Source organism: Tahibacter sp. (assembly GCF_032229445.1).
Classification (GTDB): Bacteria; Pseudomonadota; Gammaproteobacteria; order Xanthomonadales; family Rhodanobacteraceae; genus Tahibacter.
Genome location: NZ_JAVTWC010000104.1, coordinates 163,918 through 181,888 on the forward strand (window position 1 = coordinate 163,918; position 17,971 = coordinate 181,888).

The following is a 17,971-nucleotide window of genomic DNA, read 5'->3' on the forward strand; positions in this document are numbered from 1 at the left end:
CCCCGGCGGCGGATCATAACGACCAACCGTCGCGATTCCAGTACCGTCGTCGCACTTGATCGTCGGCGATGTACACCCAAGAATTCCATCCATTGCACCTAAGGAACCTGCCATGAGTCCGACCGATCCCCTGATCGCCACGCGCAAGCGGCTGCCCTGGATCGGCGCCGCAAGCACGCTGCTGCTCGTTCTGGCGCTGCTTTTGGTCGGACTGATGTGGTGGTGGAGCTACGAACCTGCTTCGCTCGATGTGCAGCGCGAGGCAGATCGCCGCGCGCAGGCGGTCAGCCAGCCCGTCGTCGTCGGCAGTGTCACGACCGCAACCCTGATCGCCAGCATCGAAACCCTGCTCGACAAGCGCGGTGGCTATCTGAGCAACGACCTGCTGCCGCCGGGCGTGTTCATGGACAATGTACCCAACTGGGAATTCGGCGTGATCAGCGCCAGTCGAGACCTCAGCCGCTTTTTGCGCAGCGATTTCAGTCGCTCGCAGACGCAGAGCGCCGAGGACAAGGACCTGGTGGAGGCCGAGCCGCTGCTGTCCAGTCCGAATGATCGCTGGCTGCTCCCCAGTTCGGAAAGCCAATACCGCAAGGCTGCGTCGTATCTGAACAGTTATCTGGTACGTCTGGCCGACGGTGATCAGAACGACGCGCAGTTCTATGCCCGCGCCGACAATCTCGTGAACTACCTGCGTGTGGTGTCAAGCCGCCTGGGTTCGCTCTCGCAGCGGTTGTCGGCGAGCGTCGGGCAGGCACGCCTGGATACGGATCTGGCCGGCGATCGCAACGCGCAGCAGTCGACGCCGGGCGGAGGCTTGCGGGTAGTGCAGACGCCGTGGCTGCAGATCGACAATGTGTTCTACGAGTCGCGCGGCTATACCTGGGCGCTGTTGCAGCAGTTGCACGCTCTGCAGCGCGATTTCGGACCGGTGCTGCGCGACAAGAATGCCCAGGTGAGCCTGCAGCAGGTCGTGCGTGAGCTGGAAGAGGCGCAAAAAGGGCTGGGCAGCCCGGTCGTGCTCAACGGCACGCCGTTCGGTTTCTTCGCCAACCATTCTCTGGTGATGGCGAACTACGTGTCGCGCGCGAACGCGGCCATCATCGACCTGATATCGCTGCTCGAACGCGGCTGAGCGGACTCGCGTGGGGGCGGAAACGAAAAAAAGCGGCCATCGGCCGCTTTTTTCATCGGGACAGCGGACTGAAGCCTCAGCCCGTCTGATCCGCCTCGTAGCGCGCGATGCCGTCGAGCACGTCCTTCTTGGCGCCGTCCGCGCCGTCCCAGCCGTCGACCTTGACCCACTTGCCCTTTTCCAGGTCCTTGTAGTGCTCGAAGAAATGGCCGATGCGCTCGAGCCAATGCGTCGAAACCTGCTTGATGTCCTCGATGTGCGCATAGCCGGCGAACACCTTGGAAATCGGCACCACGACCAGCTTCTCGTCGCTGCCGGCTTCGTCGGTCATGCGCAGCACGCCGACCGGGCGGCATCGGATCACCGCGCCCGGAACCAGCGGCAGCGGCAGAATCACCAGCGCGTCGAGTGGATCGCCGTCGCCGCCCAGGGTATTGGGCACATAGCCGTAGTTGCAGGGATAGCGCATCGGGGTCGACAGCACGCGATCGACGAAGATCGCACCGCTGGCCTTGTCGACCTCGTACTTCACCGGTTCCGCATCCTTGGGGATTTCGATGATGACGTTGATTTCATGTGGCACATCTTTGCCGGTGGGGACGCGATCCAGACCCATTGCAGTTTCCAGGATTAGGCCCCGGGCGGGGCAGAAGGGCGCGAAGGATAAGGCAAAACCCTGCTGCGACGCACCATTGCAGGCCCCGGAAGGGTCCTTAGCTCACGCGCCGTAGCGGCTGTGTGTCGTCCGGAAAACAAGAACGCCTGCACGAGGCAGGCGTTCCGGATGACTCGCACCGGACAGTCCCCGGTGAGGCGCATGGATGGTTACAGCAGGGGCACCAGCAGCAGAGCCACGATATTGATGATCTTGATCAGCGGGTTGACCGCCGGACCTGCAGTGTCCTTGTACGGATCGCCGACGGTATCGCCGGTCACCGCCGCCTTGTGTGCGTCCGAGCCCTTGCCGCCGTAGTGGCCGTCCTCGATGTACTTCTTCGCGTTGTCCCAGGCACCGCCGCCGGTGGTCATCGAGATGGCCACGAACAGTCCGGTGACGATGGTGCCGATCAGAAGACCGCCCAGCGCCTGCGGCCCTAGCAGGAACGCGACGGCGATCGGTGCGCCGACAGGCAGCAGCGACGGCCACATCATTTCCTTGATCGCCGCCTTGGTCAGCATATCGACTGCGCGCGAATAATCGGGCTTGGCCGTGCCTTCCATGATGCCGGGGATTTCGCGGAACTGGCGGCGAACTTCCTCGACCACGGCACTGGCCGAGCGGCCCACCGCCTCCATCGCCATCGCGCCGAACAGGTACGGAATCAGTCCGCCCAGAAACAGGCCGATGATGACCAGGTGGTTGGACAGGTCGAAGGTCGCAATCTTGCCGGCGGCTTCCAGGTTATGCGTGTAGTCGGCGAACAGCACGAGCGCGGCCAGGCCGGCCGAACCGATCGCGTAACCCTTGGTCACGGCCTTGGTGGTGTTGCCCACGGCGTCAAGCGGGTCGGTCACCGCGCGCACTTCCGGCGGCAGCTCGGCCATCTCGGCGATGCCGCCGGCGTTGTCGGTGATCGGACCGTAGGCGTCGAGCGCCACGATCATCCCGGTCATCGACAGCATCGAGGTCGCGGCGATCGCGATGCCGTATAGCCCGCCGAGGTGGAACGAACCCCAGATCGAGGCGCAGACGGCGAGTACCGGCCATGCGCATGACTTCATCGAGATGCCGATGCCGGCAATGATGTTGGTGGCATGACCGGTGGTGGAGGCCTTTGCCACATGCCGGACCGGGCCGTATTCGGTCGCGGTGTAGTACTCGGTGATGACGACCATGGCCGCCGTCAGGGCCAGGCCGATCAGGGCGCAGCCGTAGATCTTCATCGGACCGACGATAGCCGTGGCCATGAACGCCGTAGTGATCGGGTAGAACGCGATGGCTGCGAGGACGCCGGATACGATCACGCCCGCGTAAAGCGCGTTCATGATCTTCGCGCCTGGCTTGGTCTTCACGAAGAATGTGCCGATGATCGACGCAATGATGGACACGCCGCCAAGCACCAGCGGATAAAGCGCCGCAGTCGCCGCGTCGATGCCGATCTTCGCCGCCATGACACCGCCGAGCAGCATGGTCGCGATGACCGTGACTGCATAGGTTTCGAACAGATCCGCCGCCATGCCGGCACAGTCGCCGACATTGTCGCCAACATTGTCGGCAATGACGGCCGGGTTGCGCGGGTCATCCTCCGGAATGCCGGCTTCAACCTTGCCGACCAGATCGGCGCCGACATCTGCGCCCTTGGTGAAGATGCCGCCACCGAGGCGCGCGAAGATCGAGATCAGCGAGGAACCGAACGCAAATCCGACCAGCGCGTGCAGCGCGTCGTTGACGCTATAGCCGAGCTGCAGGAGCACGGCGTAGTAGCCCGCAACGCCGAGCAGACCGAGGCCCACCACGAGCATGCCGGTAATTGCGCCGCCGCGGAACGCGACGTCGAGCGCGGCGCTGATGCCGCTGCGCGCGGCTTCGGCGGTGCGCACGTTCGCGCGCACCGAGATGTTCATGCCGACATAGCCAGCAAGCCCGGACAGGATCGCGCCAATCGCAAAGCCGATCGCCGTGGACCAATGCAGCGCAAAACCCACGACCACGAACAGCACGACACCGACCACGGCAATGGTCGCGTATTGCCGGTTCAGATAAGCGCGTGCCCCTTGCTGGATCGCCGCCGCGATTTCCTGCATGCGTTCGTTGCCGGCCGGCTTGGCCATGATCCAGCTGATCGACCAGCCGCCATAGGCGAGGGCCAGTAGCGCACACGCCAGGGCAATCCACAAACCGTACTGTTGCAGCATCGAATCCTCCCATCACACCCATGTACCGAAGAACCCGAATGGGCCGGCAGCGGGTGGAATCGGTGATCCGGACGCGCAGTTACCGCAACTGTTCCCTGCAGGCAGGGGCAGTCAGCTTCCGGACACGCACTCACCCCGTTCGACGACCCTTTCCCCCGGGGCTGGCGAACCTGACGGCACACTCAAGCGGAAGTACAGCAGACCTACCCGGCGAGTATAGCCACGGATCGCGCCGGTGTTTTTTGCGCTGCAATAGGCGCAGCAATGACTGCGCTGCAGTGGGCAGCGCCGCGACTCGGCATCTGCGTAGGCGCGTGTTCGTTGTGGCCCTCGAGGCACGTTCATTGCGTTGATCCGCCTGCCTGATGCTACGGCAGCGGGTTCGCCCGCCGAGACGACTGTCCGGCGCGTATTACTCAATGGAGATCAGCCATGAATTGGGGGCAGTTGCTGTTTTCGTTCGACGGTCGCATTGGCCGCGCCACGTATTGGGGATTCACCGTGGCGGTGATCGTGTTGTTCTGCATCCTTGCCGGCGTCGTCTTCATGACCACGGATATGAGCAATCCGGAAGCCGCCGGCAGCATGAGCAGCATTCTGTTCGGCGTCGCCGGCCTCGCCGTCATCTGGCCCGCGCTCGCGGTTCAGGCCAAGCGATGGCACGATGTTGACAAATCGGCATGGTGGATATTGATAGGCTTGGTGCCGGCAGTCGGCGGCCTGATCGCGCTGATCTTCAACGGATTCATACCTGGCACGCCGGGTCCGAACCGCTTTGGCAATCCCACGGCCTGACCTGCGCGCTCGCGCAGCCGGCCTGCCGGCGGCTGCGCGTAGTGTCTCGACCCTATTTGTCGATGATCTGGTATTCCGGCAGCTTCCGGGCGACCAGCACTTTCTTGAGCCGCGCATATCTGGGCAAGCCGTTCTTCGCGTAGGGCGGATATGCTTCGCCGCGGATCAGCGGCTCCAGGTAGCGCCGCGCGGCCTCGGTAATGCCGTAGCCATCCTTGCGGATGTAGTTCTTCGGCAGCTTCTTCTCGTGGTTGGCCACCTTGGACAGCGGTGCAGCTTCGATCTTCCAGCGGTACGGCGAATCCGACGTGCGCTTGATCACGGGCATCATGGCGTTCTTGCCGGCGAGGGCCAGCTCGACCGCGGCCCTGCCCACCGCGCTGGCGTGATCGACGTCAGTCTGCGAGGCGATGTGCCGCGCCGAACGCTGCAAGTAGTCCGGCAGTGCCCAATGGTATTTGTAACCGAGCCTGCTCTTGACCAGTTGCGCCAGCACTGGCGCCAGGCCGCCGAGCTGGCTGTGGCCAAACGCGTCGCGCGTGCCGGCTTCGGCAAGAAATTCGCCAGCGGCGTTCTTCAGCCCTTCGGAGGCGACAACGGTGCAGTAGCCGACCCGCTCGACGGTTGCCTTGACCTTGGCCAGGAAGGTTTCCTCGTCAAAGGTGACTTCAGGAAACAGGATCAGGTGCGGCGGCTCGTCGGCGTTGCTGCCGGCCAGGCCGGCGGCGGCCGCGATCCAGCCCGCATGGCGGCCCATGACTTCCATGATGAAGACCTTGGTCGAGGATTCGGCCATGGACTCGACGTCGAAGCCGGCCTCGAGGATCGACAACGCCGTGTATTTCGCCACGGAGCCGAATCCTGGGCAGCAGTCGGTTACGGCAAGATCGTTGTCGACGGTCTTGGGTACGCCGATGCAGATCAGCGGATAGCCCAGTGCCTCGGCGATCTGCGAGATTTTGTGCGAGGTGTCGGCTGAGTCGTTGCCGCCGTTGTAGAGAAAATAGCGGACTTCGTGCGCGCGCAGCACGTCGATCAGGCGTTCGTACTGGGCGCGGCTGTGGTCGAGTGACTTCAGTTTGAAGCGGCAGGAACCAAACGCGCCGCCTGGGGTGTGGCGCAATGCCGCAATCGCCGCGGCACTTTCCTTGCGGGTGTCGATGAGTTCCTCACGCAGCACGCCGATGATGCCGTTGCGTCCTGCGAGCACCGGCACGCCGTTGGCACGCGCGGTTTCGATCACCGCGGCCGCGGTGGCGTTGATGACGGCGGTGACGCCGCCGGACTGGGCATACAGCAGCTTGCCTTGGGGCATGAAGCACTCCTTGATGGCCACCGCAGTGGCCTGGTTGCGGGATATTCGGAGCGGTGTGCTGGTGGCCGGGTGCCCGTGGCGCGGCTTCGTCGCAGCGCAGCAACGCGGCGCCGGTTGTTTGACTAACCGGGTGGCGCCCGCTAGCGTTCACGCCAGAGTCTAACCTAGGCCCGGACTGCCGCGGCCTCTCCAGGAATCATCCATCCATGCGTATCGTGCTACTCGGGGCGCCCGGTTCGGGCAAGGGCACCCAGGCGGGTCTGTTAAAGGCGGATTTGAACATTCCGCACATTTCCACCGGCGATCTGCTGCGTGCCGCCGTCAAGGCCGGAACGGCCTTGGGCGTCAAGGCCAAGTCGGTCATGGATTCGGGTCAGTTGGTCTCCGACGACATCGTGCTCGGCATGCTCGAGGAACGGCTGGCCCAACCCGACGCGCGTGCCGGGTTCATCCTCGACGGCTATCCGCGCAATCTGGCCCAGTGCGAAGCACTGCAACATCTGCTCGAGCGTCTGCAGCAGCCGGTAGACGTGGCGTTGCAGCTCGTGGTTCCGAGCGAAATGATCGTCGACCGCCTTGCCGGTCGCGCGGCTGCTGAAAATCGCAAGGACGATACGCCGGATACCGTGCGTGAACGCCTCCGCGTCTACGCCGAACAGACGGCTCCCGTAGCGGGTTTCTACGAGCAACAAGGCCGGCTCACCGTGCTCGACGGCGTCGGCGAGCTGCGCGACGTCTACCAGCGGATTCTCTCGTCGCTGCCGCGGCGCGCGGCCTGAGCTGCTTTTCATGTGACGCCGTCGCCGCGACCCGATGGGTTGCAGCGGACGTGTCGCGCTGGGCCGAAATTCGGACGAGGCAATGCCTGCACTGTTGGTGATCCTTCGCGACATCCTGTTCCTGCGGCGCGGCCCGCAGGATTTGCCCTATTCCCCGTTGCTGCTCGCGATCGTTGCGGTCGTCTGCGTGCTGATCTCGCTATGGGCGGGCAGCATTCTGATGCCCAAGCAAACCGATACGCTGCTGCGCGTACTGTCCGGGCTGCTGCTGCACCTCGGGTTCCTCTACCTGCTGTTGAACGTCCTGCAGCACCAGGCGCGCTTCGTCCAGACTGCGTTCGCGAGCCTCCTCGTGGACGTGCTGTTCACCGCCGTGGTCTTGCCGTTGCTGCCGATCTTCGAACCGTTCAGCCGCAATGCGCCGACGCCGGACAACGTCAATGGCGTCGCTGCCATCGCGTCGCTACTGCTGCTTGCCTTGGGTGTCTGGCGCATCATCGTCGATGCGCACATCCTGCGCGCCGCACTCGAAATCCGCCTGCTGGCGGCGTTGCTGATCAATACCGGCTTGTTTTTCGCTGCGCAGGTCGTGCTTGGCGCATTGTTCGGCGTATCCGAAGGAAGCTGATTCATGCATCTGCATATCCTGGGCATCTGCGGCACCTTCATGGGTGGCGTTGCTGCGTTGGCGCGGGAACTCGGCCACACGGTCGAAGGGTCGGACCAGAACGTCTACCCGCCGATGAGCACGCAGCTTGAGCAACTCGGCATCGTGCTCAAGTCCGGGTACAGCGCGGCGCATCTGCAGCCGGCGCCAGACCAGATCGTCGTCGGCAACGCGCTGTCGCGCGGCAACGCCGCGGTCGAGCATTTTCTTGATGCTGGCCTGACCTACGTGTCTGGCCCGCAGTGGCTCGGCGAACAAGTATTGCGTGGCCGCCAGGTGTTCGCGGTCGCCGGCACGCATGGCAAGACGACGACCACCGCCATGCTCGCCTGGATTCTCGAGGCCTGCGGCCGCGAGCCCGGTTTTCTCGTCGGCGGCGTGCCGCAGAATTTCGATGTGTCGGCGCGGCTCGGCCGCGGCGCGGCATTTGTGATCGAGGCCGACGAATACGATACGGCCTTCTTCGACAAGCGTTCCAAGTTCGTCCACTACCGTCCGCACATAGCGATTCTCAACAATCTCGAATTCGATCACGCGGACATTTTCCCGGACGTGGCTGCGATCCAGCGCCAGTTCCATCACTTGGTCCGCACCGTGCCCGGCAGCGGCCGGCTCATCGTCAATGCGGAAGACGCGCATCTGGCCGAGGTGTTGGCTCAAGGCTGCTGGACACCCGTCACGCGCTTCGGCCTCGACAGCGGCGACTGGCAGGCGCGTCTGAGCGCGGCCGATGGCTCGGCGTTCCGTGTGCTGGCCGGAGGCACCGATCGTGGCGAAGTGCGCTGGGATCTGATGGGCCGGCACAACGTGATGAATGCGCTCGCCGCACTGGCGGCAGCCGATGCAGCCGGTGTCGATATCACCGCAGCGATCGCAGCCCTGGCGACGTTCCGCAGCGCGCGCCGCCGTATGGAGCGCGTCGCCGACACTGCAGGCATCAGCGTCTACGACGACTTCGCCCATCATCCCTCCGCGATTGCTACCACACTGGCCGGGCTGCGCGCTCGCGTCGGCACCGGACGCATCCTCGTCGGGCTGGAGCCGCGCTCCAATTCCATGCGCCAGGGCGCGCATGCGCAAGAACTCGCGCCGTCGCTGCGGGATGCCGATGCCGTCGTATTGCTTCAGCGCGCCGAATTGCCGTGGGATGCGGCGCGCGTCACCGATGCGTTGCATGGTCGCGGCGCGACTGCGGCGACCGTCGACGCGCTGCTGGCTGCGCTGCGCACGCAGGTTCGCGCCGGCGACCATGTGGTCTTCATGTCCAATGGCGGTTTCGAGAACGCGCCGCGCCGCTTCGCGGCGTTGCTCGCGCACGACGATGCCTGAGGTAGTCAGTGTGTCGACGCATACCGGCCGTCTATCGCCTTGCGGTACACACGCACCTACACTCCGCGCGTGAATCAGGACGATATCCCGCTGTTTCCGCTCAACGCCGTGCTGTTTCCCGGCGGCCACCTGTCGCTGCGCATCTTCGAGCCGCGCTACCTCGATCTGGTGCGCGAGTGCAGCCGTAACGACAGCGGTTTCGGGGTCTGCCTGATTCTGGCCGGACGCGAAGCCGGCGAGCCGGCCACTCCGGCGGCAGTCGGCACGCTGGCGCACATCGAAGATTTCTATTCGCTATCTGACGGCCTGCTCGGTATCCGTGCGCGAGGCAGCCGCCGCTTCCGTGCCGCATCGACACGCGTGCGCGACAATGGTCTGATTCATGGCCTCGTGCGCTGGTGGCCCGACGAACCGGAAATCACCTTGCCGCCGGAATATGGTTTGCTCGCGGTCATTCTCGAGCGTCTGCTCGAGCAGGTTGGCGGCCAGCATGCGCGTGCCGATCGGCAGCGCTTCGACGACGCAAGCTGGGTCGGCTTCCGCTTGGCGGAACTGCTGCCGGTCGAGGCGGCCGAACGACAGCACTGGTTGCAGCTCACCGATCCGTTGCAGCGACTGGATTGCCTGATGCGCTGCATTCCACGATTCCAGTCGGCCTAGACGATCTGTTGCGGCGGGCTCTTGCCCGATTCGTGCGAGTCGCGGATGCTGACCCGCCCTGATACGCGACTGGAAAATCCATGAGCCATCTCAAAGGCCGCACGCTGTTCATCACCGGCGCATCGCGCGGAATCGGCCTGGCCATTGCCAAGCGCGCGGCGCGCGATGGCGCGAATATCGTGATCGCGGCTAAGTCCAGCGTGGCCAATCCCAAACTGCCCGGCACCATCTATTCGGCGGCCGAGGAAATCGAAGCCGCCGGTGGCAAGGCACTGCCGCTAAAGGTCGATGTGCGCGAGGAAGCTGAAGTGCAGGCTGCCGTGGCGAAGGCGGTGGAGCGCTTCGGCGGCATCGATATCCTCGTCAACAACGCGAGCGCGATCTGGCTCGCCGGTATCTCCGGCACGCCGATGAAGCGCTACGACCTGATGCACCAGGTCAATGTGCGCGGCAGTTACCTGTGCACGCAGGCCTGCCTGCAGCAACTCAAGAAATCGCTGAATCCGCACGTGCTCATGCTGGCTCCACCGCTGAACCTGGCGAGCAAATGGTTCCAGCATCACACCGCGTACACCATGTCCAAGTACGGCATGAGCATGGCCGCGTTCGGGCTCGCAGCGGAACTCGCCAAGGATGGCATCGCGGTCAATGCGCTGTGGCCGCGCACCGTCATCGACACGGCGGCTCTGGCCATGCTCGGCGGCATGGCGCGTCCGGAGAATTGCCGCAAACCCGAGATCATGGCCGATGCGGCGCACTGGATCTTCACCCAGCCGGCGCGCCAGCTCAGCGGCCAGTTCCTGCTCGATGAAGAAGTGCTCAAGCGCGCCGGCGTCAAGGATCTCGGCCACTACGCGGTGGCACCGGGCAAGACACTGCTGCCGGACTTGTTCCTCGACTGATCCGGCCCCATCGCCTGACAGCCTGTCACTCCTGGAGCAAGCCAATGCGATACCTGCATGCGATGGTGCGCGTGCGCGACCTCGACGCCAGCGTGCGTTTCTTCCGCGACGCGCTGGGTCTGGTCGAAACGCGCCGCAACGACTATCCGCAAGGCCGTTTCACTCTGGTCTACCTCGGTGCCCCAGAAAATCCGCAGTCCGAGGTGGAGCTGACCTACAACTATGACGACGAGGACTACGGCGGCGCACGCAACTTCGGTCATCTGGCGTTTGGCGTAGATGACATCTATGCAGCCTGCGAACGCCTGCAACAGCATGGGGTGACGATCAACCGACCGCCGCGCGACGGCCGGATGGCTTTCGTGCGCTCGCCCGACCATATCTCGATCGAGCTGCTGCAGAACGGCGCCGCGCTGGCGCCGCAAGAACCCTGGGCATCGATGCCAAATATCGGCAGCTGGTAGAAATCTGTGCTTTACCCGGTGAGGGCCTGGTCGAGATCGGCGATCAGGTCGTCCGCGTGTTCGAGTCCGACCGAAAGACGCAGCAGATCCTGCGGCGAAACCGGATTCGTCCCTTCGACTGACGCGCGATGCTCGATCAGGGTCTCGCAGCCGCCGAGGCTTGTTGCATTGTGGATGAGTTGCAAACGCCCGGCGGCGGCCAGGGCGGCATCGCGGCCGCCAGCGACACGGAAGCTCAGCATCGCGCCGAAATCGGACATCTGCCGGCGGGCGATCGCATGGCCGGCATGGTCGGCAAGCCCGGGGTAGTTGACTGCCACGACGCGTGCATGACCTGCGAGAAACTCGGCGATCCGCCGCGCGTTCGCGCAATGCCAGCTCATGCGCGCCGGCAATGAACGCAGTCCGCGCAAGGTCATCCACGCGTTGAACGGTGCGAGCACGCCGCCGGTGACGTGTCGGCGATGAGCGACCCGAGCGTACAGTGTGTCGCCGCGTGCGAATACCAGAGCGCCGCCCATGACATCGCTATGGCCGCCGAAATACTTGGTGGTGGAGTGCATGACCACGTCGGCGCCCAGGCTCAGCGGACGTTGCAGAGCTGGCGTGGCGAAGGTGTTGTCGCAGAAAAGCGCCGCACCGGCGTTCTTTGCGAGCGCCGCGATGGCGGCGATATCGGCCAACTGCAGCTGCGGATTCGATGGTGTCTCCAGCCAGACCGCATGTGCGCCGGCGCGTAACCGGGTGTCGACCGCCGCGAGGTCGGCCATGTCGGTGGCGATCGCATTTACACCGCAGCGAGGTAGGAATTCTTCGGCAAGCACTCGCAGGCCGGTGTAGCAGTCGGTCGGAATGAGCACCGTCGTCCCGGCCGGCAGCGATTCGAGCAGCGCCGTCATCGCCGCCATGCCCGAGCCGAAAGCCAGCGCCGCCTCGCCCTGTTCCAGCGCGGCCAGGGCTGTTTCCAGTCTTTCCTGGGTCGGGTTGCCTTCGCGCACGTACTCAAAGCCGGCTTGGCGTTCACCGGCTGGGCCGTGGCGGAATGTAGTGGCCATATGGATCGGCGGCGCGATCGCGCCGGTTTCCGCATCAGGTTCGCCGCCCGCGTGGACGGCCAGGGTTTCGAAACGCATGGGCACTCTCCCGCTGGGCAATCACGGCAGTGTGGGCAGCAGCGCGCGAAAAGACAAAGGCCAGGGTCGATACTGCTGATGCGGCGACGGCCGGACTTATGCGCTACCCAGCGGCCGGGCCTGCACGCGCATAATGGGCGTTCCCTCCGTCCGCGCCTGTGCCATCGTGAGCTCTTCGCCCGCTTCCTCCGATTCCGCCGCGTTGCTCGCGCGCGCTGACCGCTATTACGTTCCGGTCTACCAGCCGCGCCGCATCGTGCTGGAACGCGGCAGCGGTTCCCGTGTGTGGGATAGCGAAGGACGAGATTACATCGATTTCAGCGCCGGTATCGCGGTGAATTCGCTGGGGCACGCCGATCCGGAATTGCTGGCCGCGTTGCAGCAGCAGGCCGGTCGGCTTTGGCATACCAGCAATGTCTTCGTCAGCGAGCCGCCGCTGCGCCTGGCCGAAGAGCTGGTGCAGGCCTCGGGTTTTGCCGAGCGGGTATTCCTGTGCAATTCCGGCACCGAAGCGAACGAAGCTGCCATCAAGCTCGTGCGCAAATGGGCGACGGCCGAGGGGCGCCCGCCCGAACGGCGCGTGATCCTGACCTTCGAGGGTTCCTTCCACGGCCGCACATTGGCCGCGGTCACCGCGACGGCGCAACCGAAGTACCAGCAGGGCTACGAGCCCTTGCCGGGTGGTTTCCGCTACTGCGCCTACAACGACCTCGCCGCGGCCGAAGAGGCCATGGCGGCGGGCGACGTGGCGGCCGTGATGGTGGAGCCGATCCAGGGCGAAGGCGGTGTGGTACCGGCGGCGGACGGCTTTCTTGGAGGACTGCGTGCGTTGTGTGACCGGCACGGCGCGCTGCTGGTCTACGACGAAATCCAGTGCGGTATGGGGCGCACCGGCAAACTCTGGGCCTGGCAGAACGAGGGCGTGGCGCCGGACCTCTTGTGCATTGCCAAGGCGCTGGGCGCCGGCTTTCCGATCGGCGCAATGCTCGTCGGTCCCCGCGCAGCCCAGGTGTGGCAGTTCGGGGCACACGGAACGACCTTCGGTGGCAATCCGCTGGCGGCGGCCGTCGCGCGCGTCGCGCTGCGCCGGTTGGCGGCGCCGGAGCTGCTGGGCAATGTAGCGCGTCAGTCGGCCGCATTGCGCCACGGGCTGGGTGAGATCACTGAGCGCCTGTCCCTGTTCGAGCAGGTGCGCGGTCGCGGCCTGATGCTCGGTGCGGTGCTCGCCCAGCCGTGGCGTGGCAAGGCCGGCGTAATTCTGGATCTCGCCGCCGCACAGGGACTGTTGCTGCTGCAGGCGGGGCCGGACGTGTTGCGTTTCGTGCCTGCGCTCAACATTACGGACACTGAGATCGAAACCGGCCTCCAGCGCCTGGCAGCAGCGCTGCAGACGTTCGTGCGAACCTAGCCGCCGCGCGCTTCGCGCAACGCAGCACGAGCGGCGATCAGGGTTTCGCCAATGACGTCGTCGTTGTGTGCGCTGGACAGGAAACCTGCCTCGAATGCCGACGGCGCGAGGTACACGCCCCGGTGAAGCATGCCGTGGAAGAAGCGGTTGAAAAGCGCTGTGTCGCAGGCCGTGGCCTGGGCGAACGTCTCGACTGTCTGGTCGGTAAAAAACAGGCCAAACATGCCGCAGACCCGGTTGGTCGTCATCGGCACGCGGCATTCGAGCGCCATCGCGCTCAGGCCGTCGGTGAGCAGGCGCGTCTTGCGGTCAATCTCGGCGTAGAAACCCGGAGTCTGGATCAGTTCCAGCATGGCCAGACCAGCCGCCATGGCCACCGGATTGCCCGACAGCGTGCCGGCCTGATAGACCGGACCGCTGGGCGCGATCTGCTGCATGATCTCGCGGCGCCCGCCGTAGGCGCCAACCGGCATTCCGCCACCGATGATCTTGCCGAACGTGCTCAGGTCCGGCTTGATGCCGTAGAGCGCCTGGGCGCCGCCGAGCGCAACGCGGAAGCCGGTCATCACCTCATCAAAGATCAGCAGCGTGCCATGGCGCGTGCACAGGTCTCGCAGCGCCTGCAGGTAACCGGGACACGGCAGGATGCAGTTCATGTTGCCGGCGACGGGCTCGATGATGAGGCCGGCGATTTCCTCGCCCTGCTGCGCGAACAGCGCTTCGGCGGCGGCCAGGTCGTTGTACGGCAAAGTCAGCGTGAGATCGGCCAGGCCGGCGGGGACGCCGGGCGATGTCGGCACGCCAAAGGTCAGCGCGCCCGAGCCCGCCTTGACCAGGAACGCGTCGCCATGGCCGTGGTAGCAGCCTTCGAACTTCACGATCTTGTTGCGGCCGGTATAGCCGCGGGCCAGGCGTATTGCCGCCATGGTTGCTTCGGTGCCGGAATTCACCATGCGCACCATTTCGACGGACGGCAACAGGCGAGTGAGTGTCTCCGCCATGGTTACCTCGGCCGTGCATGGCGTGCCGAAAGACAGTCCATCCTGGATGGCACGCGCCACCGCCTCGCGCACCACGGGATGGTTGTGGCCGACGATCATCGGTCCCCAGGAGCCGACATAGTCGATATAACGCTTGCCTTCCACGTCCCAGAGATAAGGGCCATCCGCCCGGGCGGTAAAGAACGGCTCACCGCCGACGGACTTGAACGCGCGCACTGGGGAATTGACGCCACCGGGCATCCGTAGGAGGGCGCGTTCGAACAGGTCGTGATTGCTGGTCATGCGGGAGGATTCCGGGATGCGGGAAACAGGGAGGCGAAGCGGCGTGCCGCTGCGCCGATATCGGGTTGGCCGAAGACTTCACTGATCACGGCCAGATAGTTGGCTCCGGCTTCGATCAGAGGCGCGGCATTGTCGGGTCTGATGCCGCCAATTGCCACGAGCGGCACGCCCAGCCCGGTGCCGGCGCGCAACAGATCGAGATCGGCGCGGCGCGCCTGCGGCTTGGTCGGAGAAGAAAAGAACGCACCGAATGCCAGATAGTCGGCTCCGGCGGCGGCAAGGCGGCGCGCCCGATCGAGGGAGTCGTAACAGGACACACCGATGACCACTTCATTACCGAGGCGACGCCTCGCGGTCGCAAGGTCGGCGTCGCTTTCGCCCAGGTGCACGGCGCGCGCACCGCAGGTCAGGGCCAGTTCCACATCGTCGTTGACGACGAACAGTGCGCCTGCCTCATCGCACAGTGCGGCCAGTGCGCGAGCCTCGGCGAGTCGACGCGCCACATTCTTTGTCTTGTCGCGATATTGCAGCAGCGCAGCACCGCCGCGCAGTGCTGCTGCGGCGGCGTCCAGGAGGTCTGAACGCGGGCCGTCCGTAATCGCGTAGAGCCCGCCGGCAGGCAGCAGAGGATGACGCATGACGGAAGCAGCCAGGGAGGAAGAAGTCCCGCAATTCTGGCCGATTTGAAGCCGGGCGCGTTGCGCTGCGACAATGCGCGCCCGTTCTCTCAGGTCTGTCTCATGCCAGCAGCTTCGCCAGCGACCGACGCCCCGTTCCGCACTTTCATGTGCGTCGTATGCGGTTATCTCTACAACGAGGCCGAAGGCTGGCCTCAGGACGGCATCGAGCCGGGAACACGCTGGGAGGATGTGCCGGAAACGTGGACCTGCCCGGACTGCGGCGTCACCAAGTCCGACTTCGAAATGGTCGAAGTGGGTTGACGAGTCATCGGCGTGGCTTGGCTGGCTGTCAGGAAATAACCCACGAGCGTGTCGGGGCTGGCTCAACTTAAGAAAAGTGACGTCTATCGTGTCAGCGATGGACTCACGGAATGCTCGGGCAAACTTCCATCGCCCTATGGATCAGTGGACGCGCCCGCTCTGCGATGAACTGGCTATCAGTTGCGCCATGACTGTTTCTGCGTCGTCAGCCTGTGGGGCGAGGGCGAGATAGCGTTTGAAGTCTTCCCGGGCGGCCCTATGGTGACCCAGTTTCATGTACAGACTGCCACGCTCGCGGCATTCGGCGATATCGAACGGATCCAGCGTCACGATCCGGTCGGTGCACCGCAGCGCTTTGTCCCATGCCTGTTCCTCGACATAGCCCAATCGCAGATTGCGCAGCATGCGTGTCACGATGGCACGATGACTTGCGGGTTCCAGCAAGTTAGCCAGTCGCTGGTCGTCGATATCCCTTGCCGAAAGTTCGCTGCGAGCTCGCCGTCGCAACTCGGAGAGGTCGAGGGTGCGGCCACGATGAAACGGGTCGAGTACAACGATGCCGTCTTCCAACGGCATACGGACCAGGAAATGTCCGGGGAATGAAATACCCTCCAGCGGCAGGTTGAGACGCTGCGCCAGGGTAATCTGAACGATGGCGAGCGAGATCGGGTTGCCCAGTCGCCGATCCAGCACATCGTTCAGGTAGCTATTGCGCGGATCGAAATAGTTGTGTTCGTCACCCGCGAAGCCGAGCTCATCGAACAGGAAATCGTTGACTCGGCTCAATCGCTGCGCCTCGGACGCATCACCGGGCAGATTGGTGCTCAAGTGTTGCGCGTATTCGTGGATGCGCTGTTCGTAGTCCGCGCAGGAAAGCTTTGGGTACTCGTCCTTGGCGATCAGTAACGCAGCTGACAGCAGAGAAATTTCGTGGTCGGCGGCGTGTTGCAGGCCTAGCCAAGGATCGGTCATTCGGCGCCTCCAGCAGCTTGCACCCGATGGTAACCGATGCGAGCGCTCGCGCTAGTCCGGCCGTCAGAATCATGCCATTTCGTGGACAGTCTGTAGGCATAGCAGGTGCCTTTAATGCGTCTGCATCCAAGCCGGATGTAGCGTCTGTAGGCCAAATGCGATGAAATTGTTCGTGCCGTTGTCCGACGCTGACCTGTACGAAATCGACGCCCAGCAGCTCAGGCTGATCCCGTACCAGGTCGGCCTGCCCTGCCATCACGCGATGGGCGGCCCAACACCGGAGCTGTCGGCGCAGGCTGAGGGTCAGCGGTGGAACTCGAGCGAATCGCCCGGCTTGACACCAAGCTTGTCGGCGGTGCCGCCGTTGAGCTCAAGCACGTACATGGCAGGACCGCTGCTGGGGTAGGAGGGGCAGGGGTCAGCTGTGCATGGCGGCACGTTGCTCTGCACCGACACAACACGGAACTTCTTGTCGAAGTAAAGCATGTCGAGCGGGATCAGCGTGTTCTTCATCCAGAACGCCTGCATGTATTCGTTCCGGAAAATGAAAAACATGCCGCGGTCGGCGGCCATGCGCTCCCGGAACATCAGCCCGCTGGCGTGCTGCTCGTCGGTTTCGGCGAGCTCCACATAGAACGTCTTACCCTTGAGTGTGACGTAGGAAATCGCCTGTGCGTTGGCGCTCGAACACGCGACGAAACTCAGTGCGGCCAGCGTCCGCGTAGCGCGACGAAACATGAGGAATTCCTTACTGCAGTTTCTGCAGAGCGAGGTAGGCGGAAGCGCTACTGCTGTTAGCGCGAACGCTGATGTTGATCAATCAGTGTGGCCAGGGTCGAAAAGTGCTCGGGCGACATGTCATAGAACTCCACGCCGACGTGCCCGCTGACAATGTGCTGGACCAGCACGTCGGCCACGAACTCGGGCTGGCCAGAAAAGCTCAGCACGACATTGACCCGGCTACCCTCGACCAGAGGCTGTCCCTCGACCTGCTCAAGCATCGCGCCGTTCACCGACAGGTCGAGAATTCGACCGGGAGTGCTACGTCCAGCTGACTGCATGTAGTAGATGCCGGAAGTGGCGTAGCGCGGTTCCTGGCGGCGTTCGTCGTACAGTTCACCCATGTAAACCACCATGCCGAAAAGCGTCCATGGATCCTAGCATAGGGTTCTGTCCGCCCTCGTGGCCGTGGTCCGACCTATCGTTAAATGCCGTCCCACGCAACTCCGCCAAATTTCGTGCGCGAACCCCTTCCCAAGCGGGATTTCGCTGAGTATGATTCGCGCCCCTTCGCTGAGACGGACGTTGAGGAGAGGGGGCGAGTTGTGCGGG

General features: G+C 64.2%; 19 protein-coding genes. 10 read left to right on the plus strand and 9 right to left on the minus strand.

Going from position 1 to position 17,971, the window contains the following annotated elements:
* The first annotated feature begins 112 nt into the window (after nucleotides 1-112).
* The gene (locus tag RUU78_RS19025) at nucleotides 113-1,135 is read left to right on the plus strand and encodes a DUF2333 family protein (protein ID WP_313919146.1); all 1,023 of its coding nucleotides are present in this window, start codon (nucleotides 113-115) and stop codon (nucleotides 1,133-1,135) included.
* A gap of 76 nt (nucleotides 1,136-1,211) precedes the next feature.
* Here the strand turns inward: RUU78_RS19025 and ppa are convergent, their stop codons facing one another.
* Both ppa and RUU78_RS19035 read right to left on the minus strand, forming a co-directional pair.
* Entirely contained in the window at nucleotides 1,212-1,751 is a 540-nt protein-coding gene (gene ppa / locus RUU78_RS19030) for an inorganic diphosphatase (RefSeq protein WP_313919148.1), read from the minus strand.
* A 209-nt stretch (nucleotides 1,752-1,960) separates the two neighbouring features.
* Nucleotides 1,961-3,991, minus strand: coding sequence for a sodium-translocating pyrophosphatase (locus RUU78_RS19035; protein ID WP_313919149.1), 2,031 nt, complete (start codon nucleotides 3,989-3,991; stop codon nucleotides 1,961-1,963).
* A gap of 447 nt (nucleotides 3,992-4,438) precedes the next feature.
* Here RUU78_RS19035 and RUU78_RS19040 point away from each other — a divergent pair, with 447 nt between their 5' ends.
* Nucleotides 4,439-4,786 carry a DUF805 domain-containing protein gene (locus tag RUU78_RS19040; protein WP_313919150.1) on the plus strand — a complete coding sequence of 116 codons (348 nt, stop codon included), beginning with the start codon at nucleotides 4,439-4,441 and terminating at the stop codon, nucleotides 4,784-4,786.
* Nucleotides 4,787-4,838: 52 nt separating this feature from the next.
* On the opposite strand, the gene RUU78_RS19045 is transcribed toward RUU78_RS19040, so the two are convergent.
* Nucleotides 4,839-6,101, minus strand: a complete 1,263-nt coding sequence (locus RUU78_RS19045) for a 6-phosphofructokinase (RefSeq protein WP_313919152.1) — start codon at nucleotides 6,099-6,101, stop codon at nucleotides 4,839-4,841.
* A 206-nt stretch (nucleotides 6,102-6,307) separates the two neighbouring features.
* On the opposite strand from RUU78_RS19045, the gene RUU78_RS19050 reads away from it, so the two are divergent.
* The 6 genes from RUU78_RS19050 to RUU78_RS19075 all read left to right on the plus strand — a co-directional run bounded on the left by RUU78_RS19050 (nucleotide 6,308) and on the right by RUU78_RS19075 (nucleotide 10,902).
* A complete protein-coding gene (locus RUU78_RS19050; RefSeq protein WP_313919153.1) occupies nucleotides 6,308-6,880 on the plus strand; it encodes an adenylate kinase in 573 nt (190 codons plus the stop codon).
* An 82-nt stretch (nucleotides 6,881-6,962) separates the two neighbouring features.
* On the plus strand, nucleotides 6,963-7,508 hold the full coding sequence (locus RUU78_RS19055) for a hypothetical protein (RefSeq protein ID WP_313919155.1): 546 nt from the start codon (nucleotides 6,963-6,965) through the stop codon (nucleotides 7,506-7,508).
* A gap of 3 nt (nucleotides 7,509-7,511) precedes the next feature.
* Nucleotides 7,512-8,876: a UDP-N-acetylmuramate:L-alanyl-gamma-D-glutamyl-meso-diaminopimelate ligase gene (gene mpl, locus RUU78_RS19060; protein WP_313919156.1), complete on the plus strand. Its 1,365-nt coding sequence runs from the start codon at nucleotides 7,512-7,514 to the stop codon at nucleotides 8,874-8,876.
* A 69-nt stretch (nucleotides 8,877-8,945) separates the two neighbouring features.
* Complete coding sequence (locus RUU78_RS19065) at nucleotides 8,946-9,536, plus strand: LON peptidase substrate-binding domain-containing protein (protein WP_313919158.1); 591 nt, start codon at nucleotides 8,946-8,948, stop codon at nucleotides 9,534-9,536.
* 80 nt (nucleotides 9,537-9,616) lie between these two features.
* A complete protein-coding gene (locus RUU78_RS19070) occupies nucleotides 9,617-10,438 on the plus strand; it encodes an NAD(P)-dependent oxidoreductase (RefSeq protein ID WP_313919159.1) in 822 nt (273 codons plus the stop codon).
* Between the two features lie 44 nt (nucleotides 10,439-10,482).
* A complete protein-coding gene (locus RUU78_RS19075; RefSeq protein WP_313919160.1) occupies nucleotides 10,483-10,902 on the plus strand; it encodes a VOC family protein in 420 nt (139 codons plus the stop codon).
* Nucleotides 10,903-10,913: 11 nt separating this feature from the next.
* On the opposite strand, the gene RUU78_RS19080 is transcribed toward RUU78_RS19075, so the two are convergent.
* Nucleotides 10,914-12,035 (minus strand): aminotransferase class I/II-fold pyridoxal phosphate-dependent enzyme, encoded by a 1,122-nt coding sequence (locus RUU78_RS19080; protein WP_313919162.1) that lies wholly within the window; start codon nucleotides 12,033-12,035, stop codon nucleotides 10,914-10,916.
* A 133-nt stretch (nucleotides 12,036-12,168) separates the two neighbouring features.
* Between RUU78_RS19080 and RUU78_RS19085 the strand changes: the two genes are divergently transcribed.
* Nucleotides 12,169-13,443, plus strand: a complete 1,275-nt coding sequence (locus tag RUU78_RS19085) for an acetylornithine/succinylornithine family transaminase (RefSeq protein WP_313919163.1) — start codon at nucleotides 12,169-12,171, stop codon at nucleotides 13,441-13,443.
* Here the strand turns inward: RUU78_RS19085 and hemL are convergent.
* Both hemL and thiE read right to left on the minus strand, forming a co-directional pair.
* Nucleotides 13,440-14,726: a glutamate-1-semialdehyde 2,1-aminomutase gene (gene hemL, locus RUU78_RS19090; RefSeq protein ID WP_313919164.1), complete on the minus strand. Its 1,287-nt coding sequence runs from the start codon at nucleotides 14,724-14,726 to the stop codon at nucleotides 13,440-13,442. The two genes, RUU78_RS19085 and hemL, sit on opposite strands and share 4 nt — an antisense overlap.
* Nucleotides 14,723-15,364: a thiamine phosphate synthase gene (gene thiE / locus RUU78_RS19095; RefSeq protein ID WP_313919165.1), complete on the minus strand. Its 642-nt coding sequence runs from the start codon at nucleotides 15,362-15,364 to the stop codon at nucleotides 14,723-14,725. The genes hemL and thiE overlap by 4 nt, the downstream gene beginning before the upstream one ends.
* A 102-nt stretch (nucleotides 15,365-15,466) precedes the next feature.
* On the opposite strand from thiE, the gene RUU78_RS19100 reads away from it, so the two are divergent.
* Entirely contained in the window at nucleotides 15,467-15,667 is a 201-nt protein-coding gene (locus RUU78_RS19100) for a rubredoxin (protein ID WP_313919166.1), read from the plus strand.
* Between the two features lie 141 nt (nucleotides 15,668-15,808).
* Here RUU78_RS19100 and RUU78_RS19105 read toward each other — a convergent pair whose 3' ends face one another.
* From RUU78_RS19105 to RUU78_RS19115, 3 genes are all read right to left on the minus strand, one after another.
* Nucleotides 15,809-16,639, minus strand: a complete 831-nt coding sequence (locus RUU78_RS19105) for a tetratricopeptide repeat protein (RefSeq protein ID WP_313919167.1) — start codon at nucleotides 16,637-16,639, stop codon at nucleotides 15,809-15,811.
* Nucleotides 16,640-16,942: 303 nt separating this feature from the next.
* The gene (locus RUU78_RS19110) at nucleotides 16,943-17,377 is read right to left on the minus strand and encodes a DUF192 domain-containing protein (RefSeq protein ID WP_313919169.1); all 435 of its coding nucleotides are present in this window, start codon (nucleotides 17,375-17,377) and stop codon (nucleotides 16,943-16,945) included.
* Between the two features lie 56 nt (nucleotides 17,378-17,433).
* A complete protein-coding gene (locus RUU78_RS19115) occupies nucleotides 17,434-17,763 on the minus strand; it encodes a PilZ domain-containing protein (protein WP_313919170.1) in 330 nt (109 codons plus the stop codon).
* Nucleotides 17,764-17,971 lie beyond the last annotated feature (208 nt).

Excerpts from the sequence above, each read along its gene's own strand:
- RUU78_RS19025 (WP_313919146.1), top strand. The coding sequence starts at position 113 with ATGAGTCCGACCGATCCCCTGATCGCCACGCGCAAGCGGCTGCCCTGG.
- ppa (WP_313919148.1), bottom strand. The coding sequence starts at position 1,751 with ATGGGTCTGGATCGCGTCCCCACCGGCAAAGATGTGCCACATGAAATC.
- RUU78_RS19035 (WP_313919149.1), bottom strand. The coding sequence starts at position 3,991 with ATGCTGCAACAGTACGGTTTGTGGATTGCCCTGGCGTGTGCGCTACTG.
- RUU78_RS19045 (WP_313919152.1), bottom strand. The coding sequence starts at position 6,101 with ATGCCCCAAGGCAAGCTGCTGTATGCCCAGTCCGGCGGCGTCACCGCC.
- RUU78_RS19050 (WP_313919153.1), top strand. The coding sequence starts at position 6,308 with ATGCGTATCGTGCTACTCGGGGCGCCCGGTTCGGGCAAGGGCACCCAG.
- RUU78_RS19055 (WP_313919155.1), top strand. The coding sequence starts at position 6,963 with ATGCCTGCACTGTTGGTGATCCTTCGCGACATCCTGTTCCTGCGGCGC.
- mpl (WP_313919156.1), top strand. The coding sequence starts at position 7,512 with ATGCATCTGCATATCCTGGGCATCTGCGGCACCTTCATGGGTGGCGTT.
- RUU78_RS19070 (WP_313919159.1), top strand. The coding sequence starts at position 9,617 with ATGAGCCATCTCAAAGGCCGCACGCTGTTCATCACCGGCGCATCGCGC.
- RUU78_RS19075 (WP_313919160.1), top strand. The coding sequence starts at position 10,483 with ATGCGATACCTGCATGCGATGGTGCGCGTGCGCGACCTCGACGCCAGC.
- RUU78_RS19080 (WP_313919162.1), bottom strand. The coding sequence starts at position 12,035 with ATGCGTTTCGAAACCCTGGCCGTCCACGCGGGCGGCGAACCTGATGCG.
- RUU78_RS19085 (WP_313919163.1), top strand. The coding sequence starts at position 12,169 with ATGGGCGTTCCCTCCGTCCGCGCCTGTGCCATCGTGAGCTCTTCGCCC.
- hemL (WP_313919164.1), bottom strand. The coding sequence starts at position 14,726 with ATGACCAGCAATCACGACCTGTTCGAACGCGCCCTCCTACGGATGCCC.
- thiE (WP_313919165.1), bottom strand. The coding sequence starts at position 15,364 with ATGCGTCATCCTCTGCTGCCTGCCGGCGGGCTCTACGCGATTACGGAC.
- RUU78_RS19100 (WP_313919166.1), top strand. The coding sequence starts at position 15,467 with ATGCCAGCAGCTTCGCCAGCGACCGACGCCCCGTTCCGCACTTTCATG.
- RUU78_RS19105 (WP_313919167.1), bottom strand. The coding sequence starts at position 16,639 with ATGACCGATCCTTGGCTAGGCCTGCAACACGCCGCCGACCACGAAATT.
- RUU78_RS19110 (WP_313919169.1), bottom strand. The coding sequence starts at position 17,377 with ATGTTTCGTCGCGCTACGCGGACGCTGGCCGCACTGAGTTTCGTCGCG.
- RUU78_RS19115 (WP_313919170.1), bottom strand. The coding sequence starts at position 17,763 with ATGGGTGAACTGTACGACGAACGCCGCCAGGAACCGCGCTACGCCACT.